Origin of the sequence: Streptomyces sp. NPDC090499, assembly GCF_044769305.1 — a bacterium.
Classification (GTDB): Bacteria; Actinomycetota; Actinomycetes; order Streptomycetales; family Streptomycetaceae; genus Streptomyces.
In genome coordinates this window covers 50,709-68,167 of the sequence record NZ_JBIVXP010000007.1, presented here as the reverse complement: position 1 = coordinate 68,167, position 17,459 = coordinate 50,709, and the positions used below count along the sequence as shown (strand labels likewise).

Here is a 17,459-nt window from a genome sequence, read left to right as displayed (position 1 = left end):
CGGGCGCGGGTCCGCGGTGCGGGAACGGCGAAGGGCCGCACCTTCCGGAGGGTGATCCGGGAGGTGCGGCCCTTGCGGGTGTGCTCAGACCGCGATGGCGACCTCGGCCAGGCCGCCCTGCTGGGCGACGACCGTGCGGTCGGCGGTGGCGCCGGGGACGAGGGCGCGGACGGTCCAGGTGCCCTCCGCCGCGTAGAAGCGGAACTGTCCGGTGGCGGAGGTGGGGACCTCCGCGGTGAACTCGCCGGTCGAGTCGAGCAGGCGGACGTAGCCCACCACGGGCTCGCCGTCCTTCGTCACCTGACCCTGGATCGTGGTCTCACCGGGCTTGATCGTCGAGGGGTCCGGGCCGCCGGCCTTCGCTCCACACATGCTGATACTCCAGAGGTCTTGAACGGTCGGTCTGAGGGGTCTTGCGGGGTCTGCGGGGTCCTACTTGTTGGCGCCGAGCTCGATCGGGACGCCGACGAGGCTGCCGTACTCGGTCCAGGAGCCGTCGTAGTTCTTGACGTTCTCGACACCGAGCAGCTCGTGCAGGACGAACCAGGTCAGGGCCGAGCGCTCGCCGATACGGCAGTACGCGATGGTGTCCTTGGCGAGGTCGACCTGCTCCTCGGCGTAGAGCTCCTTGAGCTCGTCGTCCGACTTGAAGGTGCCGTCGTCGTTGGCGTTCTTCGACCACGGGATGTTGCGGGCGGACGGGACGTGGCCCGGACGCTGCGACTGCTCCTGCGGCAGGTGGGCCGGGGCGAGCAGCTTGCCGCTGAACTCGTCGGGGGAGCGCACGTCGACGAGGTTCTGCGAGCCGATGGCCGCCACGACGTCGTCGCGGAAGGCGCGGATGGCGGTGTTCTGCGGCTTGGCCCTGTAGGTGGTCTCGGTGCGCTCCGGAACCTCCTCGACCAGCTCGCGGGCGTCCAGCTCCCACTTCTTGCGGCCGCCGTCGAGGAGCTTGACGTTCTCGTGGCCGTAGAGCTTGAAGTACCAGTAGGCGTAGGACGCGAACCAGTTGTTGTTGCCGCCGTAGAGGATCACCAGCGTGTCGTTGGCGATGCCCTTCGCCGACAGGAGCTTCTCGAAGCCGTCCTGGTCGATGAAGTCGCGGCGGACCGGGTCCTGCAGGTCCTTGGTCCAGTCGATGCGGATCGCGCCTCGGATGTGGTTCTTCTCGTAGGCGGACGTGTCCTCGTCCACCTCGACGATCGCGATCTCGGGGTTGTCCAGGTTGTCCTGGACCCAGTCGGCGTCGACCAGGACGTCGCTGCGGCTCATGCTCTTTCTCCTCCGGGGCAGATGCGGCGGGGCGTGCGAGTGCGGTGGGTGCGCGTCAGAGCGCACGGATGCCCTCGGCGGGGAGGGCAGGGGGGATGCGGAGGCGGCGCGGCCTCCGCCGTCAGAAGGGGCGACAGAGCATGGCGGCGACGCGGCACAGGTCGACTGCCCGCCGCTTCGTGAGATCCGCCTGACGCTTCATGGGCTCGATCGTAGGGACGGATAACCGGGCATGTCACCGGCATGTCGTATGGTGAGACGCGATCGTCCGAATTGTGGGACGACGGCAGGGTCCGAGGCGTGGTTCCGGGGCGGCCGGGTGCCTGTATCGGTCACCACATCTACTGTACGGACGCGGCCGTCTCGCGTGGTGGAACGGCGCCGGTGGCCGCCGTGCCGCCTCTTACCCGGCCAGCAGGACGTTCGAACCCTTCACCGCGATCTCCACACCGTCCTTCTGCGCCTCCACCTTGTCCAGCTTGATGCCGCCGGGGAGCCGGTCGATCGCCTGCTGGAAGTCGGAGGCCTGCCGGAGGCGGTCCTCCGCGAGGCCGACACCGGCGAGCTTGGGGAGGTTGTCGGCGCGCACCTGCACGGTGTTGTCCTTGACGGTGACCGAACTGAGGACGGTCACCTTCTGGTGGGCGCTGACGCCGGGGACGGTGACGTCGACGGCGACCTTGATCTTGCCGTTGCCGCCGTAGGCGAGACCGACGACCTGGCCGGTGAAGCCGAGGCCGAGGTCGGTGGGTTCGGTCTGGGCGTCCTTCAGCAGCTCGGCGTAGGAGATGGACGCGGTGCCGGTCGCGGTCTGCGCGGTGGCGGAGCTGTAGTCGCCGGTGAAGGTGACGTCCTTCATGTCGGCGTTCAGGTCCTCGATGCGGATGGTCTTGCCGGTGGTGCCGGTGGTGGCGTCGTAGTCCTTGATGCCGACGTGCACGTCGTCGAGGGTGCCGCTCGCGACCTGGGTGAGGAACGGGAAGCCCTTGATGGAGACGTCGGGGGTGCTCGCGAGGCCCTCCGTCGTCTTCAGCTTGCCTGCGGCCTCACCCTGGGCGAAGTGCACGGCGACGCGGTCGACGATCACGAAGAGGACGCCGAGTACTACGACGGTTATCAGAAGGATTCGCAGTGCACGCATGTGGTCGGTTTCCCCCGGGGTCGCTGCTCACGTCGGTGCCGCCACGCTAACCCCGCGGGGGCGGGCCGACGCGGAATTGTCGAGCAGCTGTGACACTGGGGGCACTGGTGGTGCCGGGGGCTGCCGTCCCCAGGCCCCCGCATCGGGGGGAGCCGGTGCGTGGTCCGCGTGCGCGCCGGTGGGGGCTGGTCGCGCAGTTCCCCGCGCCCCTTACGTGGCGCGACCTCGCCCTGCTGCCGGCCGAGTCGGGTGGGTGGGCAGGAAAAGCTAGTGGAGGATCCACACCAGCGGGGCCGCTGCCGTCAGGGGGAGGGCGACGCCGGCGGTGAAGTGGACGAACCTCGACGGGTAGTCGTAGCTCGCCGCGCGGTGGCCGATGAGGGCGCAGACCGCGGCCGACGCGCCGATCAGGGCGCCCTTCGCGCCCAGACCCGTCATGCCGCCCACCGCGATGCCGGCGCCGGCCGCGGCCAGCAGGGAGACGACCACCGAGGCCGGGGTCGGCAGGGGCAGCGCCCGGGCGAGGACGGCCACCGCGACCGCGGCCGCGCCGACCGATACCGCGTCGGGGTCCGCGCCCAGGTACCCCGTCGCGATGATCGCCAGTGCGGAGGAGGCGACCGTGGCCATCAGGCCGTACATCCGGGTGTCGGGGTCCGCGTGCGAGCGGAGCTGGAGGACGAGGGTGAGCAGGACCCAGATGCCCAGCGGGCCGAGGATCGCCGCCGGCGCCTGGTCGCGGCCGGCCACCAGGACCGCCACGTCCGCCGTGACCCCGCCCAGGAAGGCGAGCGCGATGCCCTGCCGGGCCGGCCACATGCCGTTCAGCCGGAACCAGCCCGCCGCCGTCACGGCCTGGAGGATCACCAGGGGGACGACGAGGGCGTACGACGACATCGGCGCCGCCACCGCGAGCAGCAGGCCCAGCAGTGCCGTGAGCAGGGCGGGCTGCATACCGGGCTCGATGATCGGCGAGCGGCCCTCCAGGCGGGCCCGCTGGGCGTCCGTGATGCGCGCGTTGCCGGCGAGGGTGGCGGGGCCGTAGCCCGCGTCGGGTTCGGCGGGGGTGGGGCCGGGGGCGGGAGCAGGGGCCGAAGGCGCGCTGTACGCCTGCGCCTGCGGCTGCTGGGGCTGCGGCTGCTCGGTGGTGTACGGGCGTTCGTACGACTGCGGTGGCAGGTACGCCGTCTCCGGGGCCGGGGCCGCCGCCATCGGCGCCGGAGCGGCCGCGGCCTGCACCGGGGTGTGCGTCTGCGTCTCCCAGGTCTGGCCCTGCCACTGCTGGGTGGCGTACTGCTGCTCGTCGTACCCCCACTGCGGCTGCGCAGGCTGCTGCGACTGCTGTGGCTGCTGTGGTGGCTGCTGGTAGGGGTCGTAGCCCTCGTACGGCTCGTACGGCTGGTTGGTCATCGCTCTCGCTCACCCTCCTGCGAACGGCGGGAGCACCTCGACCGTGCCGCCCTCGGCCAGCCGTACCGTCTCATGTCCGCGCGTGCCCACGGGGTCACCGTCGATGAGGAAGGAGCATCGCCGCAGGACGCGCGCCAGTTCCCCGGGGTGTCGCGTACGCACCGCGGCCAGCGCCTCGGCGAGGGTGTCCGCGTCGTACGGCTCCTCGGCGACGCCGGCCGCGGCCTTCGCGGCGGCCCAGTAGCGCACCGTGACCTTGGGCATGCGGTTCCTCAAGAGACTCGGAAGTTCATCAGTCGGCTGTGTACTGGGTCAGGCTAGCCCGCCCGGGATGCGGCCCAGTCGCCGATCCTGGCCAGCAGCAGGTCGCTCGCCGCGTGTTCGGCGTGGCCCATGCCGGGCTCCAGCCAGAGCTCGGCGGCGCCACCTGCGGCGTCGGCCAGCATCCGGGGGTGGTCGACCGGGAAGTAGCCGTCGCTGTCGCCGTGCACGATCAGCAGCGGGGTCGGGGCGATCTTCGGCACCGCCTCCACCGGGGAGACCGGCACCGGGTCCCAGTCGCGGTAGTGGATACGGGTGCGGAAGCCGTAGCGGCCGACCAGCCGTCCCTCCGGCCTGGTGACCAGCCAGTGGACGCGGCGCATGGGGGCGGTGCCGCGGTAGTACCAGCGGGCGGGGGACGACACGGAGACGACCGCGTCCACACCGGCGTGCAGCGCCGCGTGCCGCAGGACCACCGAGCCGCCCATCGAGAAGCCGACGGTGACGACGCGGGCGTGGCCGAGGTCGCGGGCCCAGGCCACCGCCGCCGCCAGGTCGAGGACCTCGCGGTCGCCGACGGTGGTGCGGCCGGCGGACCGGCCGTGGCCGCGGAAGGAGAAGCTGACCACCGGCGCGTAATCGGTCAGGGCGGCCACCACCCGTCGTACGTGTGGCCGGTCCACGTCTCCCGTGAAACCGTGGGCCATGACGAACACCAGGTCACGGGAAGGTGGCCGGGAGCCGTCGTATACGGCGGAGGCGGGATCGTATACGGAATCGATGGAAACTCCGTCGTCCGTGCGCAGAAACGTCCGCATAGAGGCGTTTCTGCTCGTCTCATATGTCGGACGAACGGCGGAACGTGCCACATGACCTGCCGGACCGATGCTCATGTGGGCTATTCTGCTGGGCAGAGGACTCGGGCAGCGCCGCCACCGGGTCCTTTTGTGCTTTCGGAAGGGCTGTATACGAAGCGGGAAACTCCAGGTGACCCGCGGTGTACGGAACATCGGGAGCGCAGCGCAGTGTCGTTGCACACAGTCCTCGCAGGGACCGAGGAGGAACCAGACGTATGAGTTCTCTGCTGCTCCTGACCAACGCCCTCCAGCCGTCGACGGAGGTGCTGCCGGCTCTCGGCCTGCTCCTGCACAACGTGCGGGTCGCCCCGGCGGAAGGGCCCGCCCTCGTCGACACCCCGGGTGCCGACGTCATCCTGATCGACGGCCGCCGTGACCTCCCGCAGGTCCGCAGCCTCTGCCAGCTGCTCCGTTCCACCGGCCCCGGCTGCCCCCTCATCCTCGTCGTCACGGAGGGCGGCCTCGCCGCCGTCACCGCCGACTGGGGCATCGACGACGTCCTCCTCGACACCGCGGGCCCCGCCGAGGTCGAGGCCCGGCTGCGGCTGGCCATGGGCCGGCAGCAGATCGTCGCCGACGACTCCCCCATGGAGATCCGCAACGGCGACCTGTCGGTCGACGAGGCGACGTACAGCGCGAAGCTGAAGGGACGGGTCCTCGACCTCACCTTCAAGGAGTTCGAGCTGCTCAAGTACCTCGCCCAGCACCCCGGCCGGGTGTTCACTCGTGCACAGCTGCTCCAGGAGGTCTGGGGCTACGACTACTTCGGCGGCACCCGGACCGTCGACGTCCACGTACGGAGGCTGCGCGCCAAGCTCGGCGTGGAGCACGAGTCCTTGATCGGAACCGTCCGGAACGTCGGTTATCGATTCGTTACGCCGGAGAAGGGCGAGCGTGGCGAGCGGGCCGTGGACGCGGCCAAGGCGCACGCGGAGCGGCCAAAGCCGGAGGATGCGGACGCATCGGCGGCCCTGGACGCGGTCGAGGTACCGGCGGAGGCGTAGTCGCTGTCCGGGCGAGGCATGGCCGTCGCCCGGACAGGGCATTGCTTACGCAAGCGAAGCTCCGATTCGCCCTGCCCAGAGCGGGTCCATCCGCGTAGACTCCGCGCGTGGCCAAGGTGACTCGGGATGATGTGGCGCGGCTGGCGGGGACTTCCACCGCCGTTGTCAGTTATGTCATCAACAACGGACCCCGGCCGGTCGCCCCGGCCACGCGCGAGCGTGTCCTCGCCGCGATCAAGGAACTGGGGTACCGCCCGGACCGGGTCGCCCAGGCGATGGCGTCCCGGCGCACCGACCTCATAGGCCTGATCATTCCCGACGCCCGCCAGCCGTTCTTCGGCGAGATGGCGCACGCGGTCGAGCAGGCCGCGTCCGAGCGCGGAAAGATGGTGCTGGTCGGGAACACCGACTACGTCGGCGAGCGCGAGGTGCACTACCTGCGCGCGTTCCTCGGGATGCGGGTCTCGGGCCTCATCCTGGTCTCCCACGCGCTGAACGACCTGGCCGCCGCCGAGATCGAGGCCTGGGACGCCCGGGTGGTGCTGCTGCACGAGCGGCCCGAGGCGATCGACGACGTGGCGGTGGTGACCGACGACCTCGGCGGCGCCCAGCTCGCCGTCCGCCACCTGCTGGAGCACGGCTACGACTACGTGGCCTGCATGGGCGGCACCGCCGACACCCCGGCCGTCGGCGACCCGGTCTCCGACCACGTCGAGGGCTGGAAGCGGGCGATGGACGAGGCGGGCCTGCCGACGGAGGGCCGGCTGTTCGAGGCGCCGTACAACCGGTACGACGCGTACAAGGTCGCCCTTGAGATCCTCGCCGGCCCCGACCGTCCCCCGGCGATCTTCTGCTCCACCGACGACCAGGCCCTCGGCGTGCTGCGGGCGGCCCGCGAACTGCGCATCGACGTGCCCGCGGAGCTGGCGGTGGCCGGCTTCGACGACATCAAGGAGGCGGCGCTGGCGGATCCCCCGCTGACGACGATCGCCTCGGACCGCCCGGCGATGGCCCGCGCGGCGGTCGACCTCGTCCTCGACGACGGCCTGCGGGTGGCGGGGTCGCGGCGGGAACGCCTGAAGACGTTTCCGTCGCGGCTGGTGGTGCGGGGTTCCTGCGGGTGCGGGTAGTTCTTCGGGTTCCGGTGCGTGGTGGGTTTTGACCGTGGTGCCCGTGGTTCCTTGACTGCGGGTGCGTCGTGGTTGCTCGCGCAGTTCCCCGCGCCCCTGAAAGAAGGGCGCTGCGGTGAGCGCCCCTTCAGGGGCGCGGGGACCTGCGCGACCAGCCCCCGCCGGTCCGCACTCGAAAATCCACAGCAAGAACTTCATGAACGGCCCATGAGAACCGCCCGCGACCTGCGAGAAGGTTCCTTATATCGGGCAAACGAGCTTCTCGCGGCGTTCTCAGCGGGCACTCAGGGAGCTCTCATGGTCACGGGACAAGCTACTTGTCATGACCGAGAGCTTCCGCCGCAGCGGCGAGTACGAGAACCCGCAGGGTCCCCAGGGTGACGCCTACCAGGGCGCGTACCCCCAGCAGCAGCACGCCTCCTCCCCCGTCAACCCGGAGTGGCCGCCCCCGCCCACCCACCAGCCGGCGGTCGACGGCGGCTACGGCGGCGGTACGGCCGTACTCCCCACCGCCGGCTCCGACGCGGAGCACCCGGCGGAGCACCCGGCGGAGCACGGCACGCACTCGGCACCCAAGAAGCGGACCCGGGGCCCGATAGCCCTCCTCGCCGCGGTCGCGATCGTCGCGGCTGCCGTCGGCGGCGGCACCGCGTACGCCTTCCAGGAGCTGACCGGCAAGAACGACGTCGTCTCCAGCAGCACCACCACCAGCGTGGTGCCCTCCAGCAAGAAGGGCGACGTCGCCACCATCGCCGCCGCCGTCAGCCCGAGCGTCGTCGAGGTCAACGCGACCCTCAGCAACGGCACCTCCACCGGCTCCGGCGTCGTCATCACCAGCGACGGCGAGATCGTCACCAACAACCACGTGATCTCCGGCGCCCAGTCGGTCAAGGTCTCCACCAGCGACGGCAAGTCGTACACCGCGAAGGTCGTCGGCACCGACAGCTCCAAGGACCTCGCCCTCCTCAAGCTCGAAGGCGCCTCCGGCCTCCACCCCGCCACCCTCGGCAACTCCGACGGGGTCCAGGTCGGCGACACGGTCGTCGCGATCGGCTCCCCCGAGGGCCTGACCGGCACCGTCACCAGCGGCATCGTCTCCGCGCTCAACCGGGACGTCACCGTCTCCACCGACGAGGGCCAGGACCAGCAGAGCCAGGGCAGCGGCGGCAGCGGCCAGTGGCCGTTCTCCTTCGGCGGCCAGCAGTTCAACGGCGACACCGGCTCGTCCACCACGACCTACAAGGCGATCCAGACCGACGCGTCCTTGAACCCCGGCAACTCCGGCGGCGCGCTGATCGACGCCAGCGGCGACATCGTCGGCATCAACTCCGCGATGTACTCGGCCAGTTCCGACTCCTCGTCGTCCTCCTCGGACGCGGGCAGCGTCGGCCTCGGCTTCGCCATCCCGATCAACACCGTCAAGTCCGACCTGGCCAAGCTGCGGTCGGGCTCCACCAGCTGAACCACCGCACCAGAGCAAGGGAGTACGTCATGATCAAGCAGGTTTCGCACACGATGTCCGCCGACAGCCCGGCCGGTGTCAGCCTGGCCCTTGCCGTGGCGTACGAGCTCCACGCACCGACGGAGGCCGTGGTGGCGCCGACCCCGGCCCCGCGCGCCCCGGAGTCCATGGTGCCCCCGGCCCCGGCCCCGGCCCCGCGTGCCCCGGAGGTCGTGCCGGCCCCGCAGCTGATGGGCCTGCGCACCTCGGCGGCCCGGCCGCACCAGCGCAAGGTGCCGCTGAGCCGCATGACCCTGGTACGCGGCTAGGGGCGTACCACCCCACCAGCGCGCATACCCGACAGCCGAGAAACATGCGAGGCTGAGAGGCGTCCCGACCAAGCCCCACCGCACCCCGAGGAAACGCGAGCGATGAGCCCCGCCGATGGCGACCGTGAACCCCAGCGCATTCTGATCGTCGACGACGAGCCGGCCGTACGCGAAGCCCTCCAGCGCAGCCTCGCCTTCGAGGGGTACGAGACCGAGGTCGCGGTCGACGGCGCGGACGCGCTGGAGAAGGCGACCGCCTACCAGCCGGACCTGATCGTCCTCGACATCCAGATGCCGCGGATGGACGGCATGACGGCCGCCCGCCGTATCCGCGGGGCCGGCGACACCACCCCGATCCTGATGCTGACGGCCCGCGACACGGTCGGCGACCGCGTCACCGGCCTCGACGCCGGGGCCGACGACTACCTGGTCAAGCCGTTCGAGCTCGACGAACTCTTCGCCCGCATCCGTGCCCTCCTGCGCCGCAGCTCCTACGTGGCCACGGTCACCGACGGCGTCCAGGAGGACGAGGCGCTCACCTTCGGCGACCTGCGCATGGACCTCGCGACCCGTGAGGTCACCCGGTCCGGCCGCCAGGTCGAGCTGACCCGCACGGAGTTCACCCTCCTGGAGATGTTCATGGCGCACCCGCGCCAGGTCCTCACCCGCGAGCAGATCCTCAAGGCCGTCTGGGGCTTCGACTTCGAGCCCTCCTCGAACTCCCTCGACGTCTACGTCATGTACCTCCGCCGCAAGACCGAGGCCGGCGGCGAGCCCCGCCTCGTCCACACCGTGCGCGGCGTCGGGTACGTCCTGCGCCAGGGCGGCGCCGAGTGAACAGGCTCGCCCGCCGCTTCCGCAACCTCCCGATCCGCGCCCGCCTGTCGATGCTGGTCGCGGCAGCGGTGGCGTTCGCGGTGGCGGCGGTTTCGGTGACGTGCTGGTTCATTGTGCAGGGGAAGCTGTACGAGCAGCTCCAGAACGACCTGCAGAAGGAGCAGCGTGGACCGGTGGTCGGGGTGCTCAACAACGCCCTCGCCGACTGCTCCGAAACGCCTCAGGACAACAACACCTACCGGAGCAGCTACGGCCAGGGCGTCACGCTGGACAGCAGGGTCTGCCTTCTGCCCGGTTCCACTGGCGAGATCAAGGTCACTCAGGCCGACAAGGACACCATCAAGGCCGGGAACACCGGCACGCTCTACTTCCGCAATGGCACCGACAAGGACGGCAACGCGCTACGCGTGATGATCCAGGTGTTCCCCACGCAGAACGGCTCCTATGTCGGACTGATCACCGCCGTTCCTCTGAAGAACACCCAGGAAACCCTCAAAGACCTCGCCCTGATCCTCCTCCTCGTCTCGGGCGTAGGAGTCGTCGGCGCCGGAGCCGCCGGCCTGGCGGTCGCCCGCGCCGGTCTCCGCCCCGTCGACAAGCTCACGGAGGCCGTCGAGCACGTCGCCCGTACCGAGGATCTGAGTGTCCGCATCCCGGTCGAGGACGAATCGGACGACGAGATCGCCCGCCTCTCCCGCTCCTTCAACAGCATGACCGGCTCTCTGGCCAGCTCCCGAGAACTCCAGCAGCAGCTCATCGCAGATGCCGGCCACGAACTCCGCACCCCCCTCACCTCCCTGCGCACCAACATCGAACTCCTCACCCGCAGCGAGGAGACGGGCCGCCCGATCCCCCCGGCGGACCGCAAGGCGCTGCTCGCCTCGGTGAAGGCGCAGATGACGGAGTTGGCGTCGCTGATCGGCGACCTCCAGGAGCTGTCCCGCTCGGAGGGGCAGCGCGGTGAGCGCGTGCAGATCGTGGCGCTTCAGGACACGGTCGAGGCGGCCCTGCGCCGCGCCCGCCTGCGCGGCCCGGAGCTGACGATCACGGCGGACGTCCAGCCGTGGTTCGTCCGGGCGGAGCCCTCCGCGCTGGAGCGGGCGATCGTCAACATCCTCGACAACGCGGTGAAGTTCAGCCCCGAAGGCGGCAAGATCGACGTCGCCCTGGACCGCGGCGTGCTCACCGTCCGCGACCACGGCCCCGGCATCCCCGAGGACGAACTCCCCCACGTCTTCGACCGCTTCTGGCGCTCCCCGAGCGCCCGCGCCCTCCCCGGCTCCGGCCTCGGCCTCTCCATCGTGGCCCGCACGGTCCAGCAGGCCGGCGGTGACGTCACGTTGGCCCGCGCGAACGGTGGCGGCACGGTGGCGACGGTACGACTGCCGGGGGCGCCTACGGCTCCGCCGGCGGACGCGGGGTAGAGGGTTTGAACTCCAGCCAGAAGACCTCCTCAACCAGGATCTGCGGATCCTGGGTTCGACGGGTGAAGGTGTATTTCAGCCAACCCTTGCCGTAGTCGAAGTAGAGCGCGTAGGCGCCCTTCGGCTGGGTGGACCGGATCGGCCGGACTTTCATGCCCTCGGGGAGGCCTGCGTCGGATGCGATGCCACGGAAGCAGGGGTCCTTGGCGGTGACCAGCTCGGCACGCGCGGCGTACACCATTTCCCGCACGTGCGTAGGCAGCGCTTCCAGAGCAGCCAGAGCATCGAGCCGCCAGTCCGTCTGCCAGGGCGGCCCCATGAAACCGTCGGTCACTCCCTGGGCTCCACGGCTCGCACGCGATGGCGGATCCTGGCCGCCTCCTCAAGGAGGGCCTTGGCCTCGGTGATGTCGGTGCACACGTTCCCGGCCTGGTACTCAAGATCGCGCACATGCGTGTCCAGCTCAGGGTCGCGCGCGAGGGCGTACTCACCCCACCAGAAGGCCATGAACGCCCACAGGGGGCCCACGTCGTACGTGTCGGCGATCGCCCATTTCCAGTGCGCGTCAAAATCCGGAAGCAGCACGGGGGCGTGCTCGGCGATGGCCGCGCGCAACGCCTTCGGTGTCCGCTCCGGCATCGGCGGGATGACCTGGTCGTTCTCCGTGGCGTGAGCGGTCATGACCGATGCCTTCCTTCGACGCTTCAGGTCTACGACCATCGTCGCCCCGCACTCCGTGGATCAGTCGTTCGTGTCGTGGTCACGGGATCCAGCGTGTGGGCGGCAACGCCTCGAACATCAGGGCCTCGGGCATATGTCACCCGAATGTGCGCAGGCCGGCCTCTCCCTTGACTCCGGCCACGAACCCGGACCAGACCACGGCCGAGAAGACGAGGGAGCCGGCGGCCGGGAGCTTGCTGTCCCGGACGGGGACTATGCCGGGGTGGCCGTCGGCGACCTCGACGCAGTTGTTGTCTCCCCCGTCGCTGTAACTCGACTTGCGCCACACGGCGGTACTGAGGTCGGGGGTGCGGCTCATGATCCGTGCTCCTCCAGTAGGCCCCTGATGAAGGCGAGCGAGTCCGGCGGGGACAGTGCCAGGTCGCGGAGCCGATCGTAGGACAGTCGTTCCCGCAGGATGTCGTCCGGATCTTCGAACAGCCAACCCTTGCTGTTGCCTTCCGTGTAGGCGACAGCGCTTCCGTCCCGCTGCCAGAGCAGCGTCAGCGACCCGCTCATATGGTGGTGCGCGCCCGCGGAGAAGGGGAGTACCTGGAGCGTCACGTTGGGCCACTGCGCGGCAACCTCAAGATGACGCAGCTGGTCCTGCCAGGTCTGGCCTTGCGCGGCGGGGCGGCGGAAGGCGAACTCGTCCACGATGACGCGTACTTCGGGCTGCGGCTTCTGGCTCAGGAGGTACTGCCTGCCCAGGCGTGCCGCCACCTGCTCCTCGATCGACTCGTCTCCGTCCGTCGTTGCCAGCGCCCCGGACAACACCTCACGGGCGAAGTCCTCGGTCTGGAGCAGTCCGGGAATGCCCGGCGAGAACTTCCACATGACCCGGGCCGTCGCCTCCAGCCCCATGAACTCCTTGTACTGGTCCTTGAACGCGTCCAGTCGCGCCACTCTCCAGTGGCTGACCAGCAGATCACCGGTGCCGTAGTACCCGTCCAGGTCCTCCATCACCGTCACCTTGGACAGCCGCTCCCCGGACTCCAGCCGGCTCAGGTAGCTCTTGTCGTACCCGGTCTCTGCGGCCAGTTGCCCCAGCGACTTCCCGGCCTTGTCCCGCAGCACCTTCAACGTCTGCCCCAGCACGGCCCGCCCGGAAACCGGTCCCGCGTCCGCCTGTTCGCCCACGTCACCCCTCCCGTTGCCGGGAGCCGTCGTCAACTCCGGCCCCCTTCCGCAGCGTACGACCCATCAGTGACGATCAGGGCACGAACAGTGATCCCCCCACCCCAAAGGACCCCGGCATGCGCCTCCTCCCCTGGACCAACCTCGACGGCCACCCCTGCTACCTCAGCGCCGACGACCACCGAAGCAGCCTCTCCCTCCTCGCGGACAGTGTCGAGGTGGCTCAACTCGCCTCGGGCAAGGACGTACTGGCCGGGGCCCGGGCCGTTCTCGCCGACGAGAAGGCGGGTGAGTTTGCCGTACGGTCCGCCCTGACACGGGCGACCGAGTCCTTGGAGGACGTGATCCGTATCGCGGTCAGCCGGGGCGGGCGCCTGCTGGAGCACGACTGACGCCCCAAGAGCGATCACACCGGGTTTCTCCGGGCGCGCATCTTCTCAGCTGCCACCGCGTAGAGGTTGGCCAGCACATCCGACCTCTGATCGAACTCCTCGTCGGTCAAAGAGCAAGCCATCCGCTCCCGTAGGACCTTGCGGGTGGCCGCCACTCGCTCGGCGATCTGATCAGTGGTGAGCTGTTGTGCCGCCAGGTCCTCAACGAGCTGTCCCACGGTCACACCTCGTTCCTCGGCGAGCTGGGCGAGGTGGTCCCGGACCTGTCGGGACACTTGGATGGTCGTGTCGTCTGCCATAAGCACACCGTGGTCCCGTCGTGGGGCCGTCCGGCCCGCCATCAGGGGTCTCCACTCGTTCGTGGCATTTACGACCTTACTGGCCTTCCACGCCTGCCGTAGGACCTCGTCCAGGTCGGGTCGGTTCGAGAACTCTGGCGCGACAGCAGTCAAGGTGACACCTTCTGCGCAAGGGTTGGCTGATCACGGTAGGTAAAACGCCACGGTGACCAGGGCAATCAGCCCCAGATCACCCGTTCGAGCGATGACGGAACGGTCCGCCGGCCCCCAGCCCGAACCGCTTCCAGAGATCACAGAGGGCCGCCTTATCCTCTCCCCAGTCGCGCACCCGTTCGGTGCGTATGGGGAGGGGTTCGGATCGTGGGCGAGGGTGGAGTCGAGCGGGAGTACCGGAAGCGGCGGAAGCAGCCCCGGACGCAGCTTCTGCTTCTGGGGCTGCTGCTGGTGAACGCGTTCGTCCAGACCAACCGGGTCTCCGCCGACGGGGGCAGCGGTAGGGACTGGTGGGGGCCGCCGGTCTTCGCGCTGGTGATAGTCCTGGCGATCACGCGGATCGCACTGGAGCAGTTCCGGGCGCGCACCAGGGTCACGGCCGCCGGCATCACCGCGCAGGGACCGGTGCGTGCGCGGACCTGGGCCTGGTCGGAGGTGTACGACATCCGGGTCGAGCAGGCGCCGCGCGGTTCCGGGCGGGCGGCCCCCCAGTGGCTCACCTACCTGTACGACTTCCGGGGCCGCCGCTTCCTGCTGTGGCACCTCAACGACTGGCAGGTGGACGACCCCTACGCCGAGGTCGCGGAGCTGTGCCTGGCCGCCGCCCCGCTGCGCAGCCTCACCTGGGAGCGCCGCCCGGACGTCGAGGAGCGGATCCTGCGCGGGGCCGTGCGGCGCAAGGCGGGGACGTGGGGGACGTACGGCGCGCTCGCGGTCTTCTTCCTCTCGTTCATGGTCGACATCTGGTGGGTCGCCACGGGGCGCCCGGACCACCCCTTCCTGCTCATGGTGTGCGTCCCCCTGGCCTCGGGCGTCGCCCTGGCCGCCGTACTCGACCGGTACTGGAGCACCCGGCCGCCGCGCTCCCCGGCCCGGCAGCCGTAGCCCATCCACATCCCACCCCCAGCCCCGCCACAGCCGCTCGTCACACTTTTGTCAGATGGCTGAGATGGCTCAGATGGCGAGGAAGATCCTGCTGGCCGACGACGACGCGGCCGTACGGGACGGGATCGGGCGGCTGCTCAGGTTCGAGGGGTACGAGACGGTCCTCGCCGGGGACGGCAGAGTGGCCCTCGATCTGGTCGGGGCTCCGGAGAGCGAGCCCGACCTGGTGCTGATGGACGTCGAGATGCCGGGTCTTGACGGGCTGGCGGCCACCCGGCGGATCCGGGCGTCCGGGTCCACCGTGCCGATTCTCATGATCACCGGGCGGAACGCCGTCGGGGATCGCATCGTCGCCCTCGACAACGGGGCCGACGGGTATCTGGCCAAGCCGTTCGCCGCCGAGGAACTCCTCGCCCGGGTGCGGGCGTTGCTGCGGCGCAGTCCGCGGCGAGAGGGGGCGACGGGGACGGGTCCGGGCGGGGACCGGTTCCTCGGGTTCGACGACGTCTCGATGGATCTGCGCGCCCGGACCGTGCACCGCGGGGAGCAGGCCATCGACCTGACCAAGACGGAGTACGCGCTGCTGGAGTTCCTGCTGCGTCATCCGGGGCGGGTGCTCAGCCGGGAGCGGATCCTGCGGGACGTGTGGGGCTTCGAGTTCGCGCCGGCCTCCAACACGCTGGACGTCTACATCATGTACCTGCGGCGGAAACTGGAGAGCCGCGGCGAACCGCGGCTCATCCACACCGTGCGCGGACTGGGGTACACGCTCCGGAGCGTCGCTACCACCTGAGGATCATCGTCTCGTCCGGGACCGGCGCCGCCGACTCCGCCGCGATCGCCTCGGGGAGCGGGTGGGCCAGGGTGGCGTAGGCGCCGCCCAGGGCGAGGAGTTCGGCGTGGGTGCCCGACTCCACCAGGCGGCCGCGGTCGACGACCAGGATGCGGTCGGCGTCGGGGGCGAGGGTGAGGTCGTGCGTGATCATGATGGTCGTACGGCCTGCCATGAGCTTGCGCAGGGGGGCCACGACCTGGCGGGCGGCGATCGCGTCCAGGCCCGCCGTCGGCTCGTCGAGGACGAGGACCGGGGCGGCGCGGAGCATCGCGCGGGCGATGGCGATGCGCTGCAGCTGGCCCCCGGAGAGGGCGGCCGTGCCGGGGGCGATGTGGGTGTCGTAGCCCTCGGGGAGGGCGGCGACGAAGTCGTGGGCGGCGGCGTCGCGAGCCGCCTGTTCGATCTCGGAGTCCGTCGCGCCGGGGCGGCCGCATCCGATGTTCTCGCGGACCGTGCCGTTGAGGATCAGGGTCTGCTGCGGGAGCAGGGCGACGTTCTCGCGGAGGAACTCCAGGGGTACGTCGGTGAGCGGGACGCCGTCCAGGCAGATCACGCCGGCCGAGGGGTCGTAGAAGCGGGTGAGGAGCTTGGAGAGGGTGGACTTGCCGGCGCCGCTCTTGCCCGTGACCAGGACCAGTTCGCCGGGTCCTGCCGCGAAGTCGACGTCGCGGAGGGAGGCGCGGGGGGACTCGGGGTAGCGGAAGGAGACGTTGTGGAAGCTGACCCAGCCGCGGACCGGCCAGGAGCCGACGGGCCGGGCGGGGTCGGTGACGGCGGGCTCGGCGTCCAGGATCTCGCCGATGCGCTCGGCGCCCGCGGTGGCCGCGGTGAGGGTGAGGCCGAGCTGGCCGAGGTTGCGGATCGGCGGGTAGAGGTAGCCGAGGAAGGCGGCGAACGCGAGGAGCTGGCCGAGGGTCATGCGGTCGGCGGAGATCTCCCAGACGCCCAGGCCGATGACGGCGAGCACGCAGAGGGTCTCGACGACCTCGACGAACTGGGCGTACATCTCGCTGAGCCGGGCGCCGCGCACGCTCGCCCGCATCCAGGCGCGGGCCTCGACGTCGAGGCGCTTCTCCTCGTCCCGGCGGCGGTTGTACGCCTGGGTGAGGACGACGTTGCCGAGGGACTCCTCGACCACGGAGGTGATCGCGCCGTCGGCGACCCGCTCGTCCTGGGAGGCCGTCCTGATCCGGCCGGAGAAGCGGCGGGCGGCGAACAGGAAGAGGGGCGCGAGGACGAAGGTGGCCAGGGCCAGGTCCCAGCGCAGCCAGAAGGCGGCGGTGGCGTAGAAGACGGCGGAGAAGGCGGCGGCGACGGTGCCGACCACGCCGGAGACGACCATCTGTTCGATGGCTTCGACGTCACCGGTGAGGCGTTCCACCAGGTCGCCCTGGCGGTGCTTCTGGAAGAAGTGCGGGGGGAGGTCCTGGACGTGCCGGAACACCTTGGCGCGCAGCCGCAGGACGAATCTCTCGGCGGTCCAGGTGGCCAGCGAGTTGCCGAGGTAGCCGACGAACGCGCCCACCGCGGCGACCAGCAGCCAGGCACCGGCCGGGCCCCAGAAGGCGGAGAGCGAGCCGGCCTGCAGGGCGTTGTCGGTGAGGTCGGCGAAGAGCAGGATCGCGGCGGTCTCGGCGAGTGCGGACACCACGACACACGCGATGATCATCCACAGCCATCTGCGGTCGCCACGGGTCAGCGGCCAGAAGCGGCGGAAGGCCTTGCGGGCTTCTCTCATGGTCGGCAACTCCCTTCAGGGGTCGGTCGGGGGGCGGACATGGCCGAGGCGGGGCCACCGGTGCGACCACGCGTAACCGGTGACCCCGCCTCGCTGCGTACGTCAGTGCTGGTCGCCGACGGGGCGCTTCGGAG

General features: G+C 70.4%; 22 protein-coding genes. 9 read left to right on the top strand and 13 right to left on the bottom strand.

Features of this window, described 5'->3' with window-relative positions:
- Positions 1–84: 84 nt before the first annotated feature.
- From ACIQVL_RS25570 to ACIQVL_RS25540, 7 genes are all read right to left on the bottom strand, one after another.
- Positions 85–372: a DUF1416 domain-containing protein gene (locus ACIQVL_RS25570; protein WP_093501297.1), complete on the bottom strand. Its 288-nt coding sequence runs from the start codon at positions 370–372 to the stop codon at positions 85–87.
- A 60-nt stretch (positions 373–432) separates the two neighbouring features.
- Entirely contained in the window at positions 433–1,272 is an 840-nt protein-coding gene (locus ACIQVL_RS25565) for a sulfurtransferase (protein WP_403426394.1), read from the bottom strand.
- A 121-nt stretch (positions 1,273–1,393) separates the two neighbouring features.
- Positions 1,394–1,474: an Ms5788A family Cys-rich leader peptide gene (locus ACIQVL_RS25560; RefSeq protein ID WP_350751515.1), complete on the bottom strand. Its 81-nt coding sequence runs from the start codon at positions 1,472–1,474 to the stop codon at positions 1,394–1,396.
- A 201-nt stretch (positions 1,475–1,675) separates the two neighbouring features.
- Positions 1,676–2,413: a DUF2993 domain-containing protein gene (locus ACIQVL_RS25555; protein ID WP_403476436.1), complete on the bottom strand. Its 738-nt coding sequence runs from the start codon at positions 2,411–2,413 to the stop codon at positions 1,676–1,678.
- 267 nt (positions 2,414–2,680) lie between these two features.
- On the bottom strand, positions 2,681–3,823 hold the full coding sequence (locus ACIQVL_RS25550; protein WP_403476435.1) for a hypothetical protein: 1,143 nt from the start codon (positions 3,821–3,823) through the stop codon (positions 2,681–2,683).
- 9 nt (positions 3,824–3,832) lie between these two features.
- The gene (locus tag ACIQVL_RS25545; RefSeq protein WP_403426388.1) at positions 3,833–4,087 is read right to left on the bottom strand and encodes a MoaD/ThiS family protein; all 255 of its coding nucleotides are present in this window, start codon (positions 4,085–4,087) and stop codon (positions 3,833–3,835) included.
- Positions 4,088–4,140: 53 nt separating this feature from the next.
- Positions 4,141–4,977 carry an alpha/beta hydrolase gene (locus ACIQVL_RS25540; protein ID WP_403426386.1) on the bottom strand — a complete coding sequence of 279 codons (837 nt, stop codon included), beginning with the start codon at positions 4,975–4,977 and terminating at the stop codon, positions 4,141–4,143.
- A gap of 179 nt (positions 4,978–5,156) precedes the next feature.
- Between ACIQVL_RS25540 and ACIQVL_RS25535 the strand changes: the two genes are divergently transcribed.
- From ACIQVL_RS25535 to ACIQVL_RS25510, 6 genes are all read left to right on the top strand, one after another.
- A complete protein-coding gene (locus ACIQVL_RS25535; protein WP_403426385.1) occupies positions 5,157–5,945 on the top strand; it encodes a response regulator transcription factor in 789 nt (262 codons plus the stop codon).
- 107 nt (positions 5,946–6,052) lie between these two features.
- Positions 6,053–7,075 carry a LacI family DNA-binding transcriptional regulator gene (locus ACIQVL_RS25530; protein ID WP_403426383.1) on the top strand — a complete coding sequence of 341 codons (1,023 nt, stop codon included), beginning with the start codon at positions 6,053–6,055 and terminating at the stop codon, positions 7,073–7,075.
- Positions 7,076–7,397: 322 nt separating this feature from the next.
- Complete coding sequence (locus ACIQVL_RS25525) at positions 7,398–8,537, top strand: S1C family serine protease (RefSeq protein WP_403426381.1); 1,140 nt, start codon at positions 7,398–7,400, stop codon at positions 8,535–8,537.
- A gap of 29 nt (positions 8,538–8,566) precedes the next feature.
- Positions 8,567–8,845 (top strand): hypothetical protein, encoded by a 279-nt coding sequence (locus ACIQVL_RS25520; RefSeq protein WP_403476434.1) that lies wholly within the window; start codon positions 8,567–8,569, stop codon positions 8,843–8,845.
- A gap of 102 nt (positions 8,846–8,947) precedes the next feature.
- Positions 8,948–9,682, top strand: coding sequence for a response regulator transcription factor (locus tag ACIQVL_RS25515; RefSeq protein ID WP_403426377.1), 735 nt, complete (start codon positions 8,948–8,950; stop codon positions 9,680–9,682).
- On the top strand, positions 9,679–11,106 hold the full coding sequence (locus tag ACIQVL_RS25510; RefSeq protein ID WP_403476433.1) for an ATP-binding protein: 1,428 nt from the start codon (positions 9,679–9,681) through the stop codon (positions 11,104–11,106). The genes ACIQVL_RS25515 and ACIQVL_RS25510 overlap by 4 nt, the downstream gene beginning before the upstream one ends.
- On the opposite strand, the gene ACIQVL_RS25505 is transcribed toward ACIQVL_RS25510, so the two are convergent.
- The 4 genes from ACIQVL_RS25505 to ACIQVL_RS25490 all read right to left on the bottom strand — a co-directional run bounded on the left by ACIQVL_RS25505 (position 11,078) and on the right by ACIQVL_RS25490 (position 12,966).
- Positions 11,078–11,440, bottom strand: coding sequence for a hypothetical protein (locus ACIQVL_RS25505; protein WP_403476432.1), 363 nt, complete (start codon positions 11,438–11,440; stop codon positions 11,078–11,080). The two genes, ACIQVL_RS25510 and ACIQVL_RS25505, sit on opposite strands and share 29 nt — an antisense overlap.
- Positions 11,437–11,787, bottom strand: coding sequence for a hypothetical protein (locus tag ACIQVL_RS25500; RefSeq protein WP_403426372.1), 351 nt, complete (start codon positions 11,785–11,787; stop codon positions 11,437–11,439). The genes ACIQVL_RS25505 and ACIQVL_RS25500 overlap by 4 nt, the downstream gene beginning before the upstream one ends.
- A gap of 136 nt (positions 11,788–11,923) precedes the next feature.
- Positions 11,924–12,145, bottom strand: a complete 222-nt coding sequence (locus ACIQVL_RS25495; protein WP_403476431.1) for a DUF397 domain-containing protein — start codon at positions 12,143–12,145, stop codon at positions 11,924–11,926.
- Positions 12,142–12,966 (bottom strand): helix-turn-helix domain-containing protein, encoded by an 825-nt coding sequence (locus ACIQVL_RS25490; RefSeq protein WP_403476430.1) that lies wholly within the window; start codon positions 12,964–12,966, stop codon positions 12,142–12,144. Before ACIQVL_RS25490 ends, ACIQVL_RS25495 begins: the two co-directional genes overlap by 4 nt.
- 116 nt (positions 12,967–13,082) lie before the next feature.
- On the opposite strand from ACIQVL_RS25490, the gene ACIQVL_RS25485 reads away from it, so the two are divergent.
- Positions 13,083–13,355 (top strand): hypothetical protein, encoded by a 273-nt coding sequence (locus tag ACIQVL_RS25485; protein WP_403426368.1) that lies wholly within the window; start codon positions 13,083–13,085, stop codon positions 13,353–13,355.
- Positions 13,356–13,369: 14 nt separating this feature from the next.
- On the opposite strand, the gene ACIQVL_RS25480 is transcribed toward ACIQVL_RS25485, so the two are convergent.
- Positions 13,370–13,654, bottom strand: a complete 285-nt coding sequence (locus ACIQVL_RS25480; protein WP_403476429.1) for a hypothetical protein — start codon at positions 13,652–13,654, stop codon at positions 13,370–13,372.
- A gap of 360 nt (positions 13,655–14,014) precedes the next feature.
- On the opposite strand from ACIQVL_RS25480, the gene ACIQVL_RS25475 reads away from it, so the two are divergent.
- Together ACIQVL_RS25475 and ACIQVL_RS25470 are read left to right on the top strand one after the other, a co-directional pair.
- Positions 14,015–14,752 (top strand): PH domain-containing protein, encoded by a 738-nt coding sequence (locus ACIQVL_RS25475; protein WP_403426364.1) that lies wholly within the window; start codon positions 14,015–14,017, stop codon positions 14,750–14,752.
- A 55-nt stretch (positions 14,753–14,807) separates the two neighbouring features.
- A complete protein-coding gene (locus tag ACIQVL_RS25470) occupies positions 14,808–15,545 on the top strand; it encodes a response regulator transcription factor (protein WP_403476428.1) in 738 nt (245 codons plus the stop codon).
- Here the strand turns inward: ACIQVL_RS25470 and ACIQVL_RS25465 are convergent.
- Positions 15,535–17,325, bottom strand: a complete 1,791-nt coding sequence (locus tag ACIQVL_RS25465; protein ID WP_403426360.1) for an ABC transporter ATP-binding protein — start codon at positions 17,323–17,325, stop codon at positions 15,535–15,537. The genes ACIQVL_RS25470 and ACIQVL_RS25465 overlap by 11 nt on opposite strands.
- Between the last annotated feature and the right edge of the window lie 134 nt (positions 17,326–17,459).

Coding starts and splice junctions, on each gene's coding strand:
- ACIQVL_RS25495 (WP_403476431.1), bottom strand. CDS start 12,145: ATGAGCCGCACCCCCGACCTCAGTACCGCCGTGTGGCGCAAGTCGAGT.
- ACIQVL_RS25480 (WP_403476429.1), bottom strand. CDS start 13,654: ATGGCAGACGACACGACCATCCAAGTGTCCCGACAGGTCCGGGACCAC.
- ACIQVL_RS25545 (WP_403426388.1), bottom strand. CDS start 4,087: ATGCCCAAGGTCACGGTGCGCTACTGGGCCGCCGCGAAGGCCGCGGCC.
- ACIQVL_RS25520 (WP_403476434.1), top strand. CDS start 8,567: ATGATCAAGCAGGTTTCGCACACGATGTCCGCCGACAGCCCGGCCGGT.
- ACIQVL_RS25560 (WP_350751515.1), bottom strand. CDS start 1,474: ATGAAGCGTCAGGCGGATCTCACGAAGCGGCGGGCAGTCGACCTGTGC.
- ACIQVL_RS25535 (WP_403426385.1), top strand. CDS start 5,157: ATGAGTTCTCTGCTGCTCCTGACCAACGCCCTCCAGCCGTCGACGGAG.
- ACIQVL_RS25555 (WP_403476436.1), bottom strand. CDS start 2,413: ATGCGTGCACTGCGAATCCTTCTGATAACCGTCGTAGTACTCGGCGTC.
- ACIQVL_RS25525 (WP_403426381.1), top strand. CDS start 7,398: ATGACCGAGAGCTTCCGCCGCAGCGGCGAGTACGAGAACCCGCAGGGT.
- ACIQVL_RS25485 (WP_403426368.1), top strand. CDS start 13,083: ATGCGCCTCCTCCCCTGGACCAACCTCGACGGCCACCCCTGCTACCTC.
- ACIQVL_RS25500 (WP_403426372.1), bottom strand. CDS start 11,787: ATGACCGCTCACGCCACGGAGAACGACCAGGTCATCCCGCCGATGCCG.
- ACIQVL_RS25570 (WP_093501297.1), bottom strand. CDS start 372: ATGTGTGGAGCGAAGGCCGGCGGCCCGGACCCCTCGACGATCAAGCCC.
- ACIQVL_RS25515 (WP_403426377.1), top strand. CDS start 8,948: ATGAGCCCCGCCGATGGCGACCGTGAACCCCAGCGCATTCTGATCGTC.
- ACIQVL_RS25540 (WP_403426386.1), bottom strand. CDS start 4,977: ATGAGCATCGGTCCGGCAGGTCATGTGGCACGTTCCGCCGTTCGTCCG.
- ACIQVL_RS25565 (WP_403426394.1), bottom strand. CDS start 1,272: ATGAGCCGCAGCGACGTCCTGGTCGACGCCGACTGGGTCCAGGACAAC.
- ACIQVL_RS25470 (WP_403476428.1), top strand. CDS start 14,808: ATGGCTGAGATGGCTCAGATGGCGAGGAAGATCCTGCTGGCCGACGAC.
- ACIQVL_RS25465 (WP_403426360.1), bottom strand. CDS start 17,325: ATGAGAGAAGCCCGCAAGGCCTTCCGCCGCTTCTGGCCGCTGACCCGT.
- ACIQVL_RS25550 (WP_403476435.1), bottom strand. CDS start 3,823: ATGACCAACCAGCCGTACGAGCCGTACGAGGGCTACGACCCCTACCAG.